Source organism: Streptomyces sp. WI03-4A (assembly GCF_033792105.1).
Lineage (GTDB): Bacteria > Actinomycetota > Actinomycetes > Streptomycetales > Streptomycetaceae > Streptomyces > Streptomyces collinus_A.
The window spans coordinates 101085-117589 of the sequence record NZ_JARAUO010000001.1 but is presented as its reverse complement, the minus strand read 5'-3'; the positions used below and the strand labels follow the sequence as shown (position 1 = coordinate 117589).

Genomic DNA, 16505 nt, shown 5'->3' with positions numbered 1-16505 from the left:
AGCGCCCCATCAGGTGGAGACCCGGAAGGGCGCCGCGCCCTGGTACCGGAACCGGCCGCCGCCGGCCGTCCACAGGTAGACCCCGCGCCCGTCGATGACCAGGGCCCCGGTCTTCCTGTCGAAGGCGAAGTTCTTGGTGATCCCCCGGTAGGAGGCTCCCCGCAGCGCCGTCGTCAGGTCGTGCCGGGTGGCGCGTCCGGCGGCCGACGAGCTCAGGCTCCGCGCGGTCAGCCGGGCCACGTCGTACGCCTCGGCGGCGTACCGTTCCGGCTCGGTGCCGAACCGTTTGCGGTACGCGGCCGCGAACGCCTTGGCCTCGGGTGCCACGGAGGCGTCCATGACGGGAGCGACGATCACCCAGCCGTCGGCCGCGTCGCCGGCGGCGGTCAGGAACCGGCTGTCGAGCACCCCCTGGGCGGCGGCCCGTGCGCCCGGGAAGCCACGGTGCCTCAGTTCCCGGGCCAGCAGCGCGGCCCGGTCGTGGTAGCCGGCGAAGACCACGGAGTCCGCGCCGCCGTCGAGGAGGGCGTCGAGGGTCGGCCCGAAGTCCGTCCGCAGAGCGCTGACCACCTTCGGGACGGCCGGTTGCCGGGCGTCCCGGAGAGCCCGGCTGAGCGAACTGCTGATCTCCCAGGCGTACGCGTCCGCCGCCCGGTCGTCGACGATCCCGATCGTGCGCGACTTCGCGGTGCCGCGCAGATAGGCGCTGAGGTAGAACGGCAGGACGGTGTCCGTCACGCGGGCGTGGAGGAAGGACCGGCTGCCCGTGACGGTCAGCACGGTGGCGCCGGGCGACACCGCGATCAGGGGAAGCGACGCGGCGTCGTACGTGGCCAGCGCGGCCAGGGCGGTGTCGTCCGTGGTGGGGCCGATGACGGCCAGCACGGAAGGGTCGGCGACGAGCCGCTTGGCCGCGGCGACTGCTCCGGCCGGGTCGCCGCCGTCGTCCACGGCCCGGACAGCGAGGGTGAAGGGCCTGTCCGTACGGGAGTTGAACTCCTCGACGGCGAGCCGCAGCCCCCGCTCCTGAGCCCGGCCCACCGCCCGGTGGTCACCGCTCAGATCGGCGTGCAGGCCGATCGTGTGCACGGGCCCGGTCGGGGCGCCCGTGCCGCCGTTCCCCTCGCCGTCACCGGAGAGCGCGGCCCAGGCGGCCACACCGCCGCCCGCGGCCACGGCCAGCGCACCACCGGCCAGGACGAGGAGACGGCGCCTGCCGACGGCACGGTCCGACGGCTGTCCGGCGGTGTCGTCCCGCGCGGTGCCGGCGGACCCGGGGTCCACCTCGGTCTCGTCCACGGCGGGCAGCGCGAGCCCGGCCGCCGCCCGTTCGGCGATCAGCCGGACCAGCGGCTCGGGCAACCATGCCCGGTCACCGGGCTCGCGTTCCTCGCGCGCCGGCCGGGGGTCCGCACGCAGCGCCTCCCGCGGGTCGGCAGGGGCAGCGGGCGGGGTGGCCGTGAGCGTTCGCGACAACTCCTCGGCGGTGGGCCGCAGCCGCGGATCCTTCTCCAGGCAGCCGCGCACCACCTCGGCGAGCTCCCGCGGCACACCGTCCAGGTCCGGCGCGTCATGCACCGTGCGGTACAGCATCGCGTCGAGCGAGCCGGTGCCGAAGGGCGGGCGGCCGTGGGCCGCGTGGGCCAGTACGCAGCCCAGCGAGAAGACGTCGCCGGCCGGACCCGGCTCGTGGCCGCCCCCCGCCTGTTCCGGAGGCAGGAAGCCGGGCGTGCCGACCACGACACCGGTCGACGTGAGCCCGGTGTCCCGCGGATCGCGGGCCACACCGAAGTCGATCAGACGTGGTCCGTCGAGCGCCAGCAGCACATTGCCGGGCTTGACGTCCCGGTGCACCAGCCCGACCCCGTGCAGGTCCCGCAGCGCCTCGGCGAGCCGCGCTCCCAGCACGCGCAGGCCGCGCACGGGCAACGGCCCGTGCGCCGCGACGGCCTCACCGAGCGAGGGCCCCGGTACGAAGTCCGTGGCCAGCCAGGGCTGCGACGCCTCCGGGTCGGCGTCGACCAGGGACGCCACCCACGGGCTGGTCATCCGGCGGGCCGTCTCCGCCTCCCGCCGGAACCGCTCCCGGAAGTCGGCGTCCTCGGCGTACTCGGCCTGGATCACCTTGAGCGCGACCAGGGCACCGCCGGCCGAGCGGGCCAGGTACACCACGCCCATCCCGCCCGCGCCGAGGCGCCCGAGCAGCCGGTGGCCCGCCAGGCTGGACGGATCCGAAGTGCGCAGCGGCTCCATCACTTGCTCTCCTTCAGGCGCTGCTGAACGCGCCCCAGCATCTGACCGAGGGCGGTGGCTCCCAGTTGCTGGAGTTCCGGCTCGGTGTGCCCTGTGCCGCCCGTCACGGACACGGCCACGACGACGGTGCCCAGCCGGGCGACCATCCACAGGTACGGCTGGGCGTCGCCGCCCTTCCTCACGTACTGACCGGCTTCCAGCACCGAGTCGTCGGCGTAGTCCTGCTCGCGGGCACCGAAGGGGGTGCCGAGGGAGTTCAGGCCCGTGATCCGCGCGTCGGCCCGTGGCTGTTGCTCCGGGCAGCGCAGGACTTCCTCCAGCGTGGTGCTGAGCTGTTCGTCGGCGCCGAGGACGGAGGAGTGCGCGGTGGCCGCGGCCGTCACCTTGACGGCACCCTTGCCTTGGCCGGCGGGCAGCCTGCTGTAGCGGGACAGGCTGGCCAGCACGCCCGGGGGGAGTTTCCGCCGCTCCCAGCGGCAGTCGTCGTCCAGCACGGCCCAGGTGCCCGGGGTGCTCTCGGCCGGGTCCTGCGCGACGAAGCGCCGGCCCCAGTCTTGTGGAGCGAACACCACGGCGCCCACCAGGCCCCGCCCCTCCTTCGAAGTCCTGGGCACGAGGCCGGCGTCGGGTGTGAAGACGGGAGTGGCGGAAGGGCCGCCCGACGGACGCGCCGCGGCTCCAGGCGTCGCGGCGTGCGTGCGCGAGCCCTCCCGAGGCGGGGAGCCGCCGTCCGCCCCCTGCGCCGAACACCCGGCCAGCAGGCTCCCCGCCACCATGAGCGTCACCCAACTTCCCCGTTTCCCCCGGGTGTTGCTCTCCACGCAGTCCCCTCTGCACCACTCGTCCCGTCCGACTGCCGAAGGTAGACGCCGTCGGGACGAGGGGCCTCCGTGGAAACACGTAACTCCCTACGTGTTCCGCCTCGTCCCGAGTGGCCGGATGGGAGGTGAGGTGGTGGACCGCTCACCGGGCACGGTTCAGGATCCGGCTCCCAGCCCGACGCGGGTCATGAGTCCGGCCAGGGCCGCGCGGGAGGGCACCGACGCCTTCCGGTAGACCGAGGACAGGTGGGTTTCCACGGTGCGCCGGCTGAGGTGGAGCCGGCCGGCGATGTCCTGGTTGCTCAGCCCCCGCGCCACCAGCTCCGCCACCTCCAGCTCGCGGGCCGTCAGCTCAGCGAGCTGTGCCGGCAGCGTCGGCGTCTCCTCCGTCACCTCGGGCCGGATGAGTTCGGCGAGGTCCACCAGCAGGCGGGCGCCGCCGCCGACGGCGATCCGGTGCGCCCGGCGCCACATCGCGGCGGCATGTGCTCCCTGCCCGGTGCGCCGCGCCAGGGGTGCCGCCCGCAGCAGGGAGTACGCCTCCCACAGGGACTGGCCGCAGCGGACGTACTCCTGTGCCGCCGCTTCGAGGAGCCGCACGGCCAGGGCGGGCTCGCCGTGGTACTCGGCCAGCGTCGCCTGGGCGCGCAGGGCGGCGGCGCGCTGGCCGGCGAGGCCGAGCCGGTCGGCCTCGCGGGTCGCCCGGTCGATCCAGTCACCGGCCGCGTCCGCGTCACCGGCGGCGAGGGCCGCGGCCGCGAGGGTGTCGAGCTGCCCAGGGCGGATCGAGGGTTGCAGCAGCGGCAGCGCGGCGCCGCCGCCCGCCGTCGTGATGGCCTCCCGCGCCCGGTGGGGGTCGCCGCTCGCGTAGGCCGCGTGCCCGAGCATGCACCAGGCCAGGGACGACCACCAGCCCCTGCTGCGGCCGGCCGCGGCGACGGCCTCCTCGCCGGTGGACAGCGCGCCGGCGTCCCCCAGCGGACGCACCAGCAACAGCACGAGTGTCTTGATCGCCAGGGTGAAGCCCAGAAGCTCGTCGCTGCCCGCGGCCCGGGCGATGGACTCCGCCTCCTCCGCGGCCTCCAGCGCGGACGGCAGCCGGCAGGTGGTGAGGTGGACGAAGGCCCGGCTCGTCAACAGGTGGGGCAAAACGTGGAGTTGTCCGGTGCGGCGGGCGATGCGGAGCCCCCGGGTGAGGTGCCGCTCGGCGTCGTCGTAGCGCTCCAGCAGGGTCTCCGCCCAGGCCAGCCAGACCAGTGCCTCGCACGGATCCGCGAGACCGGGATCGGTCAGCGCGTCCGCCAGCGAACCGGCGGCGTCCGCGAACCGGGCCGCCGCCTCGGTCTCCCCCTCGTACGCCTCGCCCAGGGCCGCCAGGGCCAGCGCCGCCGCCTCGCCGGTCGGATGGTCGTGGGAGCGTGCCAGGGCGACGGCCTGGGCGACGTCCTCGCGTGCGTCCGGGTAGGACGCGGTCAGCAGGGCGGACATCCCGAGAGCCAGCCGCAGGGAGACCGCCTGGGCGGGGGACGGGCCCGGATCGCGGGACAGCTCCCGGCGCAGCAGCGCGGTGGCCTCGGGAGAATGGCCGAGGTGCCGTTCCATCACGGCACACTGCGCGACGGCCTGCGTGCGCAGTTCGGGATGGTCCTTGCCGGCCGTCTCGATCAGGATGTGCAGCAGGTCCCGGCTCTCCTGGAGGTTCCCGCTGACGCCCAGTGCGCGGGCGCGGGCCAGGACCAGTTCGCCGCGCCGCGCGAAACGGTCGGGGGTGTCCGGCAGGTGGGTGAGGACGACGTCCAGCAGATGGGCGGCCGTGCCCGGGGCGGTCGAGGTGAACCGTGCGGCGGCCTCGACGAGCACCTCGGCGGCCTGGGGGTCCCAGCCGGTCAGCGACCGTTCCACGTGCCGGGCCCGGTCGGTGACGGGAGCGCCGGCGCGGGCCAGTTCGCGCGCGGCACGGCGGTGGATCTCGGCCCGCCACCCCGGCGCGGTTCCCTCGTGGACCAGGGTCCGGAGCAGGGGATGGCGCAGCGCCCACCGGCCGCCCGGCCCGGCGCGCAGCAGGTCCCGCGCGACCAGGGCACCGGTCTCGTTCTCGACGTCCTTGAGGGACAGCCCGGTCACCGCGGTCACCAGGGCGGGCGTCGCGTGGTCGCCGAGCGCCGCCACCGCCTCGACGAGCCGGCGCTGCGGCTCGGTGAGCGTGGTCAACTCGTCGAGCAGCAGCACGGTGAGCCCTCGGGGCAGGCCGGCCGGCTCCACGGCGTCGCCGTGTCCGTCGGGCGTGGGGCCGTGCGGTAGGCCCCCTGTGCGGTGGGCGTGCGCCAGGGCGAACAGATACAGGGGGTTGCCCTCGCTTGCGGCGTGCAGCCGCCTGGCCCGCTCCCCAGGTATGTCGGGAGCCAGCGCCAGGACGGATTCCTGCTCGGAGAGCGGCTCCAGGGCGAGCTGGAGCACGGCTCCGCCGACCGCGCCGCGTGTCAGCGCCGCGGTCAGCGAGGCCGGCGTCTGCCGGTCCCGGCGGGCCACCACCAGCAGGACGGGTCCGCGCGGGGGGTGCCGGATGAGGTGGTCCACCAGCTCGCGGGAGGCGGGATCCGCCCAGTGCAGGTCGTCCAGGGCCAGCACCAGCCCCTGCTCGCCCAGGTGCGTCAGGGAAGCGGCGATCGCCCGATGCAGCCCGAACCGGGCGGCGGTGCCTTCGGCGCGGCCGTCGCCCGGCTCCTTCCCGATGCCGCACAGCACCGAGCGCGCTTCGGCGAGGGCGGGGTCGGCGTCCAGGGGGCCGGGGTCGGCCAACGCGTCGGTGAACAGGCGGTGGGGGACGTGCTGTTCGTACTCGGTGGCCCGGCCGCGCAATGCGGTGATCCCGGCCGCGCGGGCCCGCGCGCACACCTCGTCGAGCAACCTGCTCTTCCCGATGCCGGGTTCACCGACGATGTCGACGACCTTCGGCAGACCCGACCGGCCCAGGTCCGTCAAGAGGGCGTCCAGCCGGGCGAGTTCCGCCGACCTGCCCACCATTCCCGCCACGCTGACGCCCCCCGCCCGACCGGTGACCTGCTCACCCGCGTCGATCTTCGTTCCCCACAGCTCACCTTACGGGGCGACACGACAGGCACCGTGAGTCGGCGTTCAGCCGGTCCTGAGCAGGCCGGCCTCGACCACGGCGCGGCCGAAGGGCTTCGCGAGTTCCGCGAGCCGCTCGCAGCCGGTGTCACCCAGGACGGCGTAGGCGGGAAGGGCCAGGCGGTCGGTGCGGTCCTCGATGTGCCGGCGCAGGACGGACCCCTGCGGGCTGAGGGAGTCGCCGTCGAGGAGACCTCGCTCGCGCAGGCGCTCCCGGGCACCGGCCCACTCCTCCTCGGGCCATGCGCGGCTCGCTCTGAGGAAGTCGCCGGGGACCTCGCCGGTCGCGGCGTGCAGGACCAGGGCTTCCGCGGCCCCGACGCCCTCACTGAGCAGGCAGGCGACATGGCCGTCTCCACGGAACTCCCGGAGCAGCGTCTGGGCGTGCCACAGCCGCAGCACCGGCTCCTGCGGCCAGGGCAGCGCGGCGTGCGCGGCGAACAGCGGGCGGCCCTGCGCGTGTTCGCAGGCCGCCTCGGCGGCGGAACGGGTCAGCGCCACGACCTCGTCCAGGCCGGGCAGCTCGTGGATCCCCGCCCGCCGCAGGGCTTCCTCCGCCGCGGCGTACCGGGCGTCCAGCACCTGCTGCGGCGTGGTCGCGTCCCAGGCCCCCTCGACCGTCCGCCGTACGAGATCGGGGTGGAAGTTGTAGAAGGTCGCGATGATCAGCTCGGCGGACGCCCGGCCGAACGCGGCGCTCCGGGAGGTGAAGTACCCGGCGCGTCCGCTCAGTCCGAGGTCCCGGTACCGTCGCCTCGCCTCGGGGACGAAATAGATCATGCCGTGTACGGCCTCGAGCCGGCGCCAGGCCGCGTGCGCTGCCTTCACGGGTCACCTCTTCGGGGAGTCGGCGGTCGGGGTGTAGGTCGCGGTCCGGTACGCGCCGTGCGTTCGCAGGTGGTCGAGCAGCAGGCGGCTCAGCGCTTCGGGCGCCTCCTCGGGGACCCAGTGGCTGACGCCCTGGAGGGTCTCGAACCGGTACGGCCCGTCGACCCACCGCCCCGTCCCCTGTGCCGCCACCGCGCCGAACGCGCTGTCCTGCGTGCTCCAGACGTACAGCGTGGGCACCTCGACGACGCCGATCGCGTGGTCGGGGCGGCCCGCCCGGTACCAGTTCAGCGCGGCGGTGAGAGCCCCCGGCCGGGACAGGTGCCGGAGGTAGGCCTCGGCACTGTCCCGCGGGACCTTCCCGGCGTAGAGGGCGCGGAGCTCTTGGGCGTCGTGGGCCAGCATGCGCTCCTCGGTGGCGGGCGTCTCGCGCCAGTCGCGCATGTAGCGCGAGCGCTCGCGCTGGTCCTCGTCGCCGCGCAGGGCGGTGGCCAGGGCGCCGGGGTGCGGCGTCGAGACCACCGTCAGGGTGCGTACGCGGCCGGGGTGGGCGTCTGCGGTCCACCAGGCCACCGCGCCTCCCCAGTCGTGGCCGACCAGGTCGAACGCCGGCCAGCCGAGCTCCTCCGTGATCGCGACCACGTCGTCGACGAGCAGGTTCATGCGGTAGTCCTCGGCCCGCCGCGGGCGGGCGCCGGGGGAGTATCCGCGCTGGTCGGGTGCCACCACGCGGTAGCCGTGCGCGGCCAGCGCCGCGATCTGCCGTCGCCACACCAGCCCCGTCTGCGGGAACCCGTGCAGCAACAGCACCGGGCGGCCCTCGGGGGGACCCGCCACCATCGCGTCGAACACGCCCGCGTCGGTGGAGATGCTCAGTTCGCGCACGCCCTCCGCCTCCTCGTACCGCTCATACCGACTGGTCGGTAGCCTTCAGGTGGAAGGGTCGCCTGTCAAGGCGTGACGCACGCAGGGGCGTACGCGAGGACGCAGTTGAACTTGACGTCGGTTCGCCGGGCACGAAGGCGTTGCAGGCCATGACGCTGACCTGCTCGCGCGCCGCCCCTCCGATGACGTCGGCCGCGCTCGGCGGTCAGCGTGGCCGCGGTCCGGTGCTCCTGTTCCTCCCGGAACTCCTCCCGCAGAGCGAGGAGCGCGCCCCGGACCGTCGGGTCCTGGCCACCGGGCGGACCACGGCGGCGACCCGCAGGCCGCCCGCGTGGCCCGCCCGGGCCGGTGTGGTCATTCGGCCGCGGCGAGCAGCCGTGCCTCGCTCTCCTCGTACCGGCGCCGGCTCTCCAGGCCGTCGGCGGCGCGGCGCCGGTGCTCCAGACGGCTGCCCAGCCAGCCCGCCAGGTAGCCGACCGGGACGGATACCAGTCCGGTGGACTGCATGGGGAACCAGTGGAAGTCCGCGTGCGGGAAGACCGCGGCCGGGGTGCCCGAGACGGCCTTGGAGAAGGCCATCAGCACCAGCGCGCAGGCCGTGCCGCCGTACAGGCTCGCGAGCAGGCCCGTGCGCGTGAAGCCGGGCCAGAACAGGGAGTACGTCAGCGCGGGGGCCACGGCCGACGCCCCTATGCAGATCGCCAGCGTGGTCAGTACGGCGACGTCCCAGCCCTGGACCAGGACGGAGAGCGCGATGGCGGCGACACCCACGGCCGCGCTCGTCCAGGCCGCCACCGTCATCTCCGTACGCGGCTCGGCCCGGCCCCGCCGCACGACGTGGGCGAACAGGTCGTGGGCGAGCGACGAGGCCGCGGCCAGCGTCATCCCGGCGACCGAGGACAGCAGCGTGATGAACACCGTTCCGGCCATGGCCGCGTAGAGAACCGTGGTGCCCACGGTGCCGGCTCCGTCGCCGAGTGCCCGGGACAGCATGAGCACGGACGTCCTTCCGTGCGGGTCGGCCGCGGTGATGTACCGCGAGCCCACCAGCGCCGCCGCGCCCGTCCCCATGACGATCACGAGCAGGCAGAACGTGGTGACCGTGCCGACCGCCCAGGACATGGAGCGACGCACGGCCGGCACGTCCCGCGCTGAGTACAGGCGCATCGTGATGTGGGGCAGACAGGCGGCGCCGAGGATGACGGTGATCTGGAGACTGGCGAAGTCCAGCCGGTCGACGGCCGAGGTGCCCAGCTGGAGGCCCTGCTGGAAGAAGGCGGGGCCCGCTCCGCTGCCGCGCCGGGCGGCCCGCAGCACCGCGTCCGGGCTCCAGTGGAAGCGGTTCAGGACGAGGAGGGCGACGGTGGCGCTGGTGCCGAGCAGGAGGACGATCTTGATCATCTGGATGAGCGCGGTGCCCTTGATACCGCCGAGTGCCGCGTAGATGATCATCAGGCTGCCGACGAGGACGATGCAGATCGTCCGGGCGCCCGCCACGTGCGGGATGCCCAGGATGAAGGTGAGCAGTGACCCGGCTCCGGAGAGCTGGACGACCAGGAAGGGCAGGGTCGCGCAGAGCGTCACCGCGCAGGAGGCGATACGGGTCGCACGCCCCGGCAGGGTGCGCGCCAGCACGTCGCCCATGGTGAAACTGCCGGCGTTGCGCAACGGTTCGGCCAGCAGGAACATCAGCAGCACCAGGGACAGGGCGGTGCTGACCGCCAGGACGTAACCGTCGTATCCGGCGAGCGCGATGATGCCGGTGGTGCTCAGCACCGTGGCCGCCGAGATGTAGTCGCCCGCGATCGCCAGGCCGTTCTTGAGGGGGGTGAGCGAGAGGTACCCGGTGTAGAAGTTCGTCAGGTCGTCGCGGTCCGGTCCCGCCATCACGCACATCAGCAGGGTGAGGGTCACCAGTGTGGTGAACAGGACCAGGACGACGGTCTGCGTCCCCGAGCCGAAGTCGTTCATCTCGCCACCCCGGCTTCCCGTTCCGGCCGCCTGACCGACCGCTCCCGCACGGCCCGCGCCAGCGGGTCCACGGAGCGCCGGGCGCTGCGGCCGTACCAGAGGACCGCCGCGAAGGTGACGACGAGCTGGAGGATCCCCACGGCCATGCCCAGGCTGAGGTCCCCGGCGATCTCGGCCCCCATGAGGTCCGGAGCGCAGCAGGACAGCAGGACGTACACCACGAAGGAGCCGAGCGCGGTGAGCGTGGAGACGCGGCGCAGCACGCGGTAGGCCGAGCGCAGGGCGTCGAGGTCCCCGTCGTACCGGTCGGGCGCGGGCGGTCGGTGCCGGGCCGGCTGCCCGTACGGGTCGGGCCAGGGGGCGTCGTAGCCGTACGAGTGCCCCTGCGCGACGCTGTGCCCGTACGGCGTCTGCCGCTCGGGTGCCGCGCGCCAGGGGGCGTGGGCGGGGGATTCGGCAGGCGGCCGTGGCCATCCCGGCTGTGCCGGTGGCGGGTACGGGCCGTCGTCGGGAAGTGTCATCGCAAGGCCTTCCGGGGCGGCGAGGGTGCGTGGGAGGTCGGCGGTGAAGCTGAGTGCGACGGCGCACGATACCGACTGGTTGGAATGCCTGGTAAGGCCGCCGAGTGTCACGTTTCGAGGTCGAAGTGGTGATCGTTCGCAGTCGCCGTCGGACGGTGATCGTCCGGCGATCGGCGATCCCGGCTCCGGGACCGTAGCCCCTGGACCATGGGGGTGGTGTGTGGGGAACATCACGCCCGCAGTCGTACCTACTGGTCGGTATGGTCGCCGGGACACCGCTGACGACAGGAGGCGCGATGACCGCGACCAACCGGCAGATCCGTCTGGCAGCCCGCCCCGTGGGCGAGGTGAAGCCCGAGGACTGGGAGCACCGCGGTGTGCCCCTCGAGGAACCGGGCCCGGGCCGGTTCGTGGGCCGGACCCGCGCCATCTCCCTGGACCCGGCCATGCGCGGCTGGCTGGACGACCGCCCCTCCTACCTGCCGCCGGTGGGCATCGGCGAGGTGATGCGCGCCGGTTCGGTCGTCGAGGTCACCGCCTCCGGCCACCCGGACTTCCAGCCGGGCGACCACGTGGTCGGCACGTTCGGCGTCCAGGAGTACGTGGTCTCCGACGGCCGGGGCGCGATGAAGGTCGACACCTCCCTCGCCCCGCCCTCGACGTATCTCGGCGCGCTGGGCATGCCCGGCATGACCGCCTACTTCGGCCTGCTGGACGTCGGGGCGCTGAAGGACGGCGAGACCGTCGTGGTGTCCGGCGCCGCCGGCGCGGTCGGCACCATCGCGGGGCAGATCGCGAAGGCCAAGGGGTGCCGGGTCGTCGGCATCGCCGGAGGTCCGGAGAAGTGCGCGATGCTCACCGGCGAACTCGGATTCGACGCGGCGATCGACTACCGGGCCGACGATGTCAGGAAGGCGCTGCGCGAGCATGCCCCCGACGGCATCGACGTCTACTTCGACAACGTCGGAGGGGACATCCTCGATGCCGCGCTGACCCGGCTCGCGATGCACGCGCGCGTGGTGGTCTGCGGCGCGATCAGCCAGTACAACAACGCGACACCCGTCCAGGGCCCCTCGAACTACCTCTCGCTGCTGGTGCGTCGCGCCCGGATGGAGGGCTTCGTCGTCTTCGACTACGCCAAGCGCTACGCGGAGGCGGCGCGGGAGATCTCCGGCTGGATCGGCGCCGGCCGCGTCAAGGTCAAGGAGCACGTGGTGCGGGGCACCGTGGACGACTTCCCCGAGACCTTCCAGATGCTCTTCCGCGGCGAGAACGTCGGCAAGCTCGTGCTGGAGCTGGCGTGACCGCCGGTGAGGGCGGGGCCGGCGCCCCGCGGCGGGAACAGGACGGCGACGGCGTGCTCCGGGGGAAGGTGGCGATCGTCACCGGCGCCGCCAGTGGGCTCGGCCGGGCCACGGCGCTGGGACTGGCGAGGGCGGGCGCGCGCGTGGTCGTCGCGGACCTCGACGCGCGGGGCGGCCGGGAAGTGGCCGACCTGGTCGGCGGCCGGTTCCGTGCCTGCGACGTCTCCGACCTCGACGCCAACCGCGCCTTGGTGGAGTTCACCCAGGAGGCGTACGGCGGTGTCGACATCGCGCTGCTCAACGCGGGCGTGGCGACCGGATGCGGCGTCGGCGAGGACTTCGACCCCGCGCTCTACCGCCGGGCGATGGGGGCCAACCTCGACGGCGTGGTCTTCGGCACCCACGCGGTGCTGCCCGCGCTGCGGGCCCGCGGCGGCGGATCGATCGTGGCGACCGCGTCCCTGGCGGGCCTGGCGGCCGTACCGCTCGATCCCCTGTACGCGGCCAACAAACACGCGGTCGTGGGGCTCGCCCGCTCCCTGGGGCCGGCTCTCGCGCCGGCGAACGTGCGCTTCAACGCGGTCTGCCCAGGGTTCGCCGAGTCGCGGATCATCGACCCGCTGCGCGGCATGCTCTCCGAGCAGGGCATGCCCGTCATCCCGGCCGAGACCGTGGCCGACACGGTGCTGCGGATCCTCACCGGGGACGGCACGGGGGAGTGCTGGTTCATCCAGGCCGGCCGCGAGCCCGAACCGTTCCGCTTCCGCAACGTCCCCGGCCCGGGCGCGCCCGTCGCGGTCTGAGGGGGTTCCGGGAGAGGCGGGGCCGGACCACGGGCGGAGGGTGAGCCGCGTCGCACCGGGGCGGCGGGGGCTTGCTATGCAACGAGTTGCATAGCAGGATCCGTGCCGTGGCGCTCGAACACGCGATCTTGGTGTCGCTTCTGGAGAAGCCGGGATCCGGCTATGAGCTGGCCCGGCGCTTCGAGCGGTCCATCGGCTACTTCTGGACCGCGACGCACCAGCAGATCTACCGCGTGCTCAAGCGCATGGAGGACGACGGCTGGGTCGACGCCCGGACCGTCCCGCAGCAGGGCCGGCCGGACAAGAAGGAGTACAGCGTCGCCGACCTCGGCCGGGCGGCGCTGTCCTCCTGGCTGCACGACCCCATCGAGCCCGAGAGCGTCCGCCACGACCTGGCCGTGAAGATCCGGGGCGCCGCCTTCGACGACCCCGCCGCACTGATCCGCGAGGTGGAGCGGCACCGGCAGGCGCACCGGGACCGGCTGGCGCGCTATCTCGCGGGAGAGGCACGGGACTTCGCGGCGCCGGGCTCTGGGGCGCCGGGCTCCGCGGCGGCCGGGGCGAGCGCGCCCGAGGCGGGCGCGGCCGGTCCGTCGGCACCGCCCGACGCGGAGCGCGAGCTCCAGCACGTCGTGCTGCGCGGCGGCATCGCGTACGAGCGGATGATGATCGACTGGCTGGACGACGTGCTCGCCACGCTGGCCGGGTTCGGTCCGGACCGCTGACCGCCGCACCCTCCGCCGGTCCTCCCGACTCCCACCCTCCACCAGCCGAAAGGCGACTCAGCATGGCTGACCAGCTGCTGTTCAACCCGCGTACGTACGACCCCGCGCACTTCGACCCCGAGACGCGCCGTCTGCTGCGTGCCACCGTCGACTGGTTCGAGGAGCGCGGCAAGGGGCGGCTGCTCGAGGACTACCGCAACCGCGCCTGGCTCGCCGACTTCCTCGCCTTCGCGGCGAAGGAGAACCTGTTCGCCACCTTCCTGACGCCGTCGTCCGCCGCGGGCGAGGGGGAACCGGACAAGCGCTGGGACACGGCCCGGATCGCCGCGCTCAACGAGATCCTCGGCTTCTACGGCCTGGACTACTGGTACGCCTGGCAGGTGACGATCCTCGGCCTCGGACCGGTCTGGCAGAGCGACAACGCCGCCGCCCGCGCCCGCGCCGCCGAACTCCTCGACCAGGGAGAGGTGTTCGCGTTCGGCTTGTCCGAGAAGGCCCACGGCGCCGACATCTACTCCACCGACATGCTGCTCGAACCCGAGGCCGACGGCGGCTTCCGGGCCACCGGCTCCAAGTACTACATCGGCAACGGCAACGCCGCGGGGCTCGTCTCCGTCTTCGGCCGCCGTACCGACGTCGAGGGACCCGACGGCTACGTCTTCTTCGCCGCCGACAGCCGTCACCCGGCCTACCACCTGGTCAAGAACGTCGTCGACTCCTCCAAGTTCGTCAGCGAGTTCCGGCTGGAGGACTACCCCGTCGCGGCCGAGGACGTCCTGCACACCGGGCGTGCCGCCTTCGACGCCGCCCTCAACACCGTCAACGTCGGCAAGTTCAACCTGTGCACCGCCTCGATCGGCATCTGCGAGCACGCGATGTACGAGGCCGTCACGCACGCCCACAACCGCGTCCTCTACGGCCGCCCCGTCACCGCGTTCCCGCACGTGCGCCGGGAGCTGACCGACGCCTACGTCAGGCTCGTCGGCATGAAGCACTTCAGCGACCGCGCCGTGGACTACTTCCGCTCCGCCGGCCCGGACGACCGCCGTTACCTGCTCTTCAACCCGATGACGAAGATGAAGGTGACCACGGAGGGCGAGAAGGTCATCGACCTGATGTGGGACGTCATCGCGGCCAAGGGCTTCGAGAGGGACAACTACTTCGGCCAGGCGGCCGTGGAGATCCGCGGCCTGCCGAAGCTGGAGGGCACGGTCCACGTCAACCTGGCGCTGATCCTGAAGTTCCTGCGCAGCCACCTCCTCGACCCGGCCGACCACCCCGCCGTGCCGACCCGGCTGGACGCGGCCGACGACGACTTCCTGTTCCGGCAGGGGCCGGCCCGCGGCCTCGGCTCGGTGCGCTTCCACGACTGGCGGCCCGCCTACGACACGTACACGCACCTGCCCAACGTGGCCCGCTTCCGCGAACAGGCCGACGAGCTCTGCGCGTTCGTCGCCACCGCCGCCCCCGACGCGGAGCAGAGCCGGGACCTCGACCTGGTCCTCGCGGTCGGCCAGCTCTTCGCCCTCGTCGTGCACGGGCAGCTCGTCCTGGAGCAGGCCGCCCTGACCGGACTCGACGAGGACGTGCTCGACGAGCTCTTCGCCGTCCTCGTACGCGACTTCTCCGCGCACGCCGTCGAACTGCACGGCAAGGACTCGGCGACCGAGCAGCAGCAGGCGTGGGCGCTCGGCGCGGTCCGGCGGCCGGTCGTCGACGAGGGGCGCACGGAGCGCGTCTGGCAGCGGGTCGAGGCGCTGTCCGGCGCCTACGAGATGGCCCCGTAGGCGGCGGATCCCCGCACCACCGGTGGCCGGGCCGCACGGGCCGGTCACCGGTGGCGAGGGGCCTGGCCCGTGCCCGGTCAGCGGTGGCGAGGGGCCTGGCCCGTGCCCGGTCAGCGGGGCTTCGGGCGGTGGGCGGCGAGGTGCTCGCGCATCTCGGTGTAGGTGTCCGTGTCGATCTCGCCCGAGGCGTAGCGCCGGTCGACGATCTCCTCCGGGCTCTCCGGACTCCCGGGGGTCCCCGGGGGCGTGCCGCCCGTCCACCCGTGGCCGCGTCCGTGGGCGCCGCCGGACGGGCCGCGCGTCAGGCGGATCACGGCCCACACGGCGATGACGATCAGGGCGATCCACAGCAGGGGCATGAACGGTATCCAGCCCCAGCCGCCGTACCCGTACATGACCGCCCACCTCCTCTTCCTCACGCTCTGCGCGCTCTTCGCGCGGCCAGGTTCGCGCGCCCGTCCAGCGGTTCACCCGCGGGTCGGGACCGCGATGACCGGGCAGTCCGCGTGGTGCAGTACGCCCTGGCTGACCGAGCCCAGCAGCATGCCGGTGAAGCCGCCGCGGCCGCGGGTGCCGACCACGAGCCCCAGCGCCCGCGCCGACGCCTCCGCGAGCACCTGGACGGGGTGCCCCACCCGGACCTCCTGGCGCAGTTCCACCTCCGGGTAGCGGGCGTGGCGGCCGGCCACGATCTCGGAGAGCAGCCGCCGGTGCTCCTCCTGCGGCTCGTGCTCGTCGAAGACGCGCAGCGGCCCGGGCTCCCACACGAGCAGCGCCCACAACGCGGCGTCGTGCAGCGCCGCTTCCTCGAACGCCACGTCCACCGCGGCCCCGGAGCGTTCGCTGCCGTCGACGCCGACGACGAAGTGCGCCGGCTCCTGGGCCACGTGTGCCGGCTCGGGCACGACCACCAGGGGACACTCGGTGTGGGCCATGACCGGCAGGGCGACCGACGCCGAGCCGAACACCTCCTGCCTGCGGCCGGGCCGCCGCGTTCCCAGCACGACGGCGGTGGCGTCGCGGCTCTGCTCGCGCAGCACCCAGGCCGGATCGCCCTCCGCGAGCAGGGACTCGACATCGAGCCCCGGCCGCCGGAGCGCGACGAACCCCGTGGCCTCCTCCAGCACCCGGCGCCCGGTCTTGTGCAGCGACTCGTTCCACTCCTCCCACGACGGCGGGACCTCCCGGCCCCGGTAGCCCCTGGTCGGCACGCCCTCGACGTGGACGACGCGCAACGGCAGGTGCCGGCGGTCCGCCTCGTCGGCGGCCCAGGCCAGTGCGGTCCGGTGGGCCGGATCGGGATCGACGCCCACCACGATCGGGCCGTGGTCACCGGGCCCGGACACGGTCGCCTCCGGTCGCCTCGGAGCGGGTGGCCGGTCCGGCCGGGTCGTTCCTTCTCACGGGTGCGGGTGCGGGTGCGGGCATCGCCCTCGTCTCCTTCCTGTGGCGGCGCCGAAGGACGCCGCCACCGATTC

The 16505-nt window shown here is 73.9% G+C and carries 13 protein-coding genes; 4 read left to right on the top strand and 9 right to left on the bottom strand.

Features of this window, described 5'->3' with window-relative positions; genetic code table 11:
• Positions 1 to 9: 9 nt before the first annotated feature.
• From PV343_RS00555 to PV343_RS00525, 7 genes are all read right to left on the bottom strand, one after another.
• Positions 10 to 2253 (bottom strand): bifunctional serine/threonine-protein kinase/ABC transporter substrate-binding protein, encoded by a 2244-nt coding sequence (locus PV343_RS00555; RefSeq protein WP_319145157.1) that lies wholly within the window; start codon positions 2251 to 2253, stop codon positions 10 to 12.
• Positions 2253 to 2867 carry a hypothetical protein gene (locus PV343_RS00550; protein ID WP_319144714.1) on the bottom strand — a complete coding sequence of 205 codons (615 nt, stop codon included), beginning with the start codon at positions 2865 to 2867 and terminating at the stop codon, positions 2253 to 2255. Before PV343_RS00550 ends, PV343_RS00555 begins: the two co-directional genes overlap by 1 nt.
• A gap of 363 nt (positions 2868 to 3230) precedes the next feature.
• Positions 3231 to 6098, bottom strand: coding sequence for a LuxR family transcriptional regulator (locus PV343_RS00545; protein WP_319144713.1), 2868 nt, complete (start codon positions 6096 to 6098; stop codon positions 3231 to 3233).
• A 111-nt stretch (positions 6099 to 6209) separates the two neighbouring features.
• Complete coding sequence (locus tag PV343_RS00540) at positions 6210 to 7031, bottom strand: SCO6745 family protein (RefSeq protein WP_319144712.1); 822 nt, start codon at positions 7029 to 7031, stop codon at positions 6210 to 6212.
• A 3-nt stretch (positions 7032 to 7034) separates the two neighbouring features.
• Entirely contained in the window at positions 7035 to 7916 is an 882-nt protein-coding gene (locus PV343_RS00535; RefSeq protein ID WP_319144711.1) for an alpha/beta hydrolase, read from the bottom strand.
• A 354-nt stretch (positions 7917 to 8270) separates the two neighbouring features.
• A complete protein-coding gene (locus tag PV343_RS00530; protein ID WP_319144710.1) occupies positions 8271 to 9887 on the bottom strand; it encodes a cation acetate symporter in 1617 nt (538 codons plus the stop codon).
• A complete protein-coding gene (locus PV343_RS00525; RefSeq protein ID WP_319144709.1) occupies positions 9884 to 10408 on the bottom strand; it encodes a DUF485 domain-containing protein in 525 nt (174 codons plus the stop codon). Before PV343_RS00525 ends, PV343_RS00530 begins: the two co-directional genes overlap by 4 nt.
• 296 nt (positions 10409 to 10704) lie before the next feature.
• Here PV343_RS00525 and PV343_RS00520 point away from each other — a divergent pair, with 296 nt between their 5' ends.
• The 4 genes from PV343_RS00520 (at position 10705) to PV343_RS00505 (ending at position 15027) form a co-directional block, all read left to right on the top strand.
• On the top strand, positions 10705 to 11712 hold the full coding sequence (locus PV343_RS00520; RefSeq protein ID WP_319144708.1) for an NADP-dependent oxidoreductase: 1008 nt from the start codon (positions 10705 to 10707) through the stop codon (positions 11710 to 11712).
• Positions 11709 to 12515, top strand: coding sequence for an SDR family oxidoreductase (locus tag PV343_RS00515; protein WP_319144707.1), 807 nt, complete (start codon positions 11709 to 11711; stop codon positions 12513 to 12515). Before PV343_RS00520 ends, PV343_RS00515 begins: the two co-directional genes overlap by 4 nt.
• Positions 12516 to 12622: 107 nt before the next feature.
• Positions 12623 to 13240, top strand: coding sequence for a PadR family transcriptional regulator (locus PV343_RS00510; protein ID WP_319144706.1), 618 nt, complete (start codon positions 12623 to 12625; stop codon positions 13238 to 13240).
• A 62-nt stretch (positions 13241 to 13302) separates the two neighbouring features.
• Complete coding sequence (locus PV343_RS00505; protein ID WP_319144705.1) at positions 13303 to 15027, top strand: acyl-CoA dehydrogenase family protein; 1725 nt, start codon at positions 13303 to 13305, stop codon at positions 15025 to 15027.
• Between the two features lie 110 nt (positions 15028 to 15137).
• Here the strand turns inward: PV343_RS00505 and PV343_RS00500 are convergent, their stop codons facing one another.
• Together PV343_RS00500 and PV343_RS00495 are read right to left on the bottom strand one after the other, a co-directional pair.
• Complete coding sequence (locus tag PV343_RS00500) at positions 15138 to 15422, bottom strand: SHOCT domain-containing protein (protein ID WP_319144704.1); 285 nt, start codon at positions 15420 to 15422, stop codon at positions 15138 to 15140.
• Positions 15423 to 15494: 72 nt separating this feature from the next.
• On the bottom strand, positions 15495 to 16373 hold the full coding sequence (locus tag PV343_RS00495) for a universal stress protein (protein WP_319144703.1): 879 nt from the start codon (positions 16371 to 16373) through the stop codon (positions 15495 to 15497).
• Positions 16374 to 16505: the final 132 nt, after the last annotated feature.

Coding starts and splice junctions, on each gene's coding strand:
- PV343_RS00555 (WP_319145157.1), bottom strand. CDS start 2,253: ATGGAGCCGCTGCGCACTTCGGATCCGTCCAGCCTGGCGGGCCACCGG.
- PV343_RS00545 (WP_319144713.1), bottom strand. CDS start 6,098: ATGGTGGGCAGGTCGGCGGAACTCGCCCGGCTGGACGCCCTCTTGACG.
- PV343_RS00530 (WP_319144710.1), bottom strand. CDS start 9,887: ATGAACGACTTCGGCTCGGGGACGCAGACCGTCGTCCTGGTCCTGTTC.
- PV343_RS00525 (WP_319144709.1), bottom strand. CDS start 10,408: ATGACACTTCCCGACGACGGCCCGTACCCGCCACCGGCACAGCCGGGA.
- PV343_RS00520 (WP_319144708.1), top strand. CDS start 10,705: ATGACCGCGACCAACCGGCAGATCCGTCTGGCAGCCCGCCCCGTGGGC.
- PV343_RS00505 (WP_319144705.1), top strand. CDS start 13,303: ATGGCTGACCAGCTGCTGTTCAACCCGCGTACGTACGACCCCGCGCAC.
- PV343_RS00500 (WP_319144704.1), bottom strand. CDS start 15,422: ATGTACGGGTACGGCGGCTGGGGCTGGATACCGTTCATGCCCCTGCTG.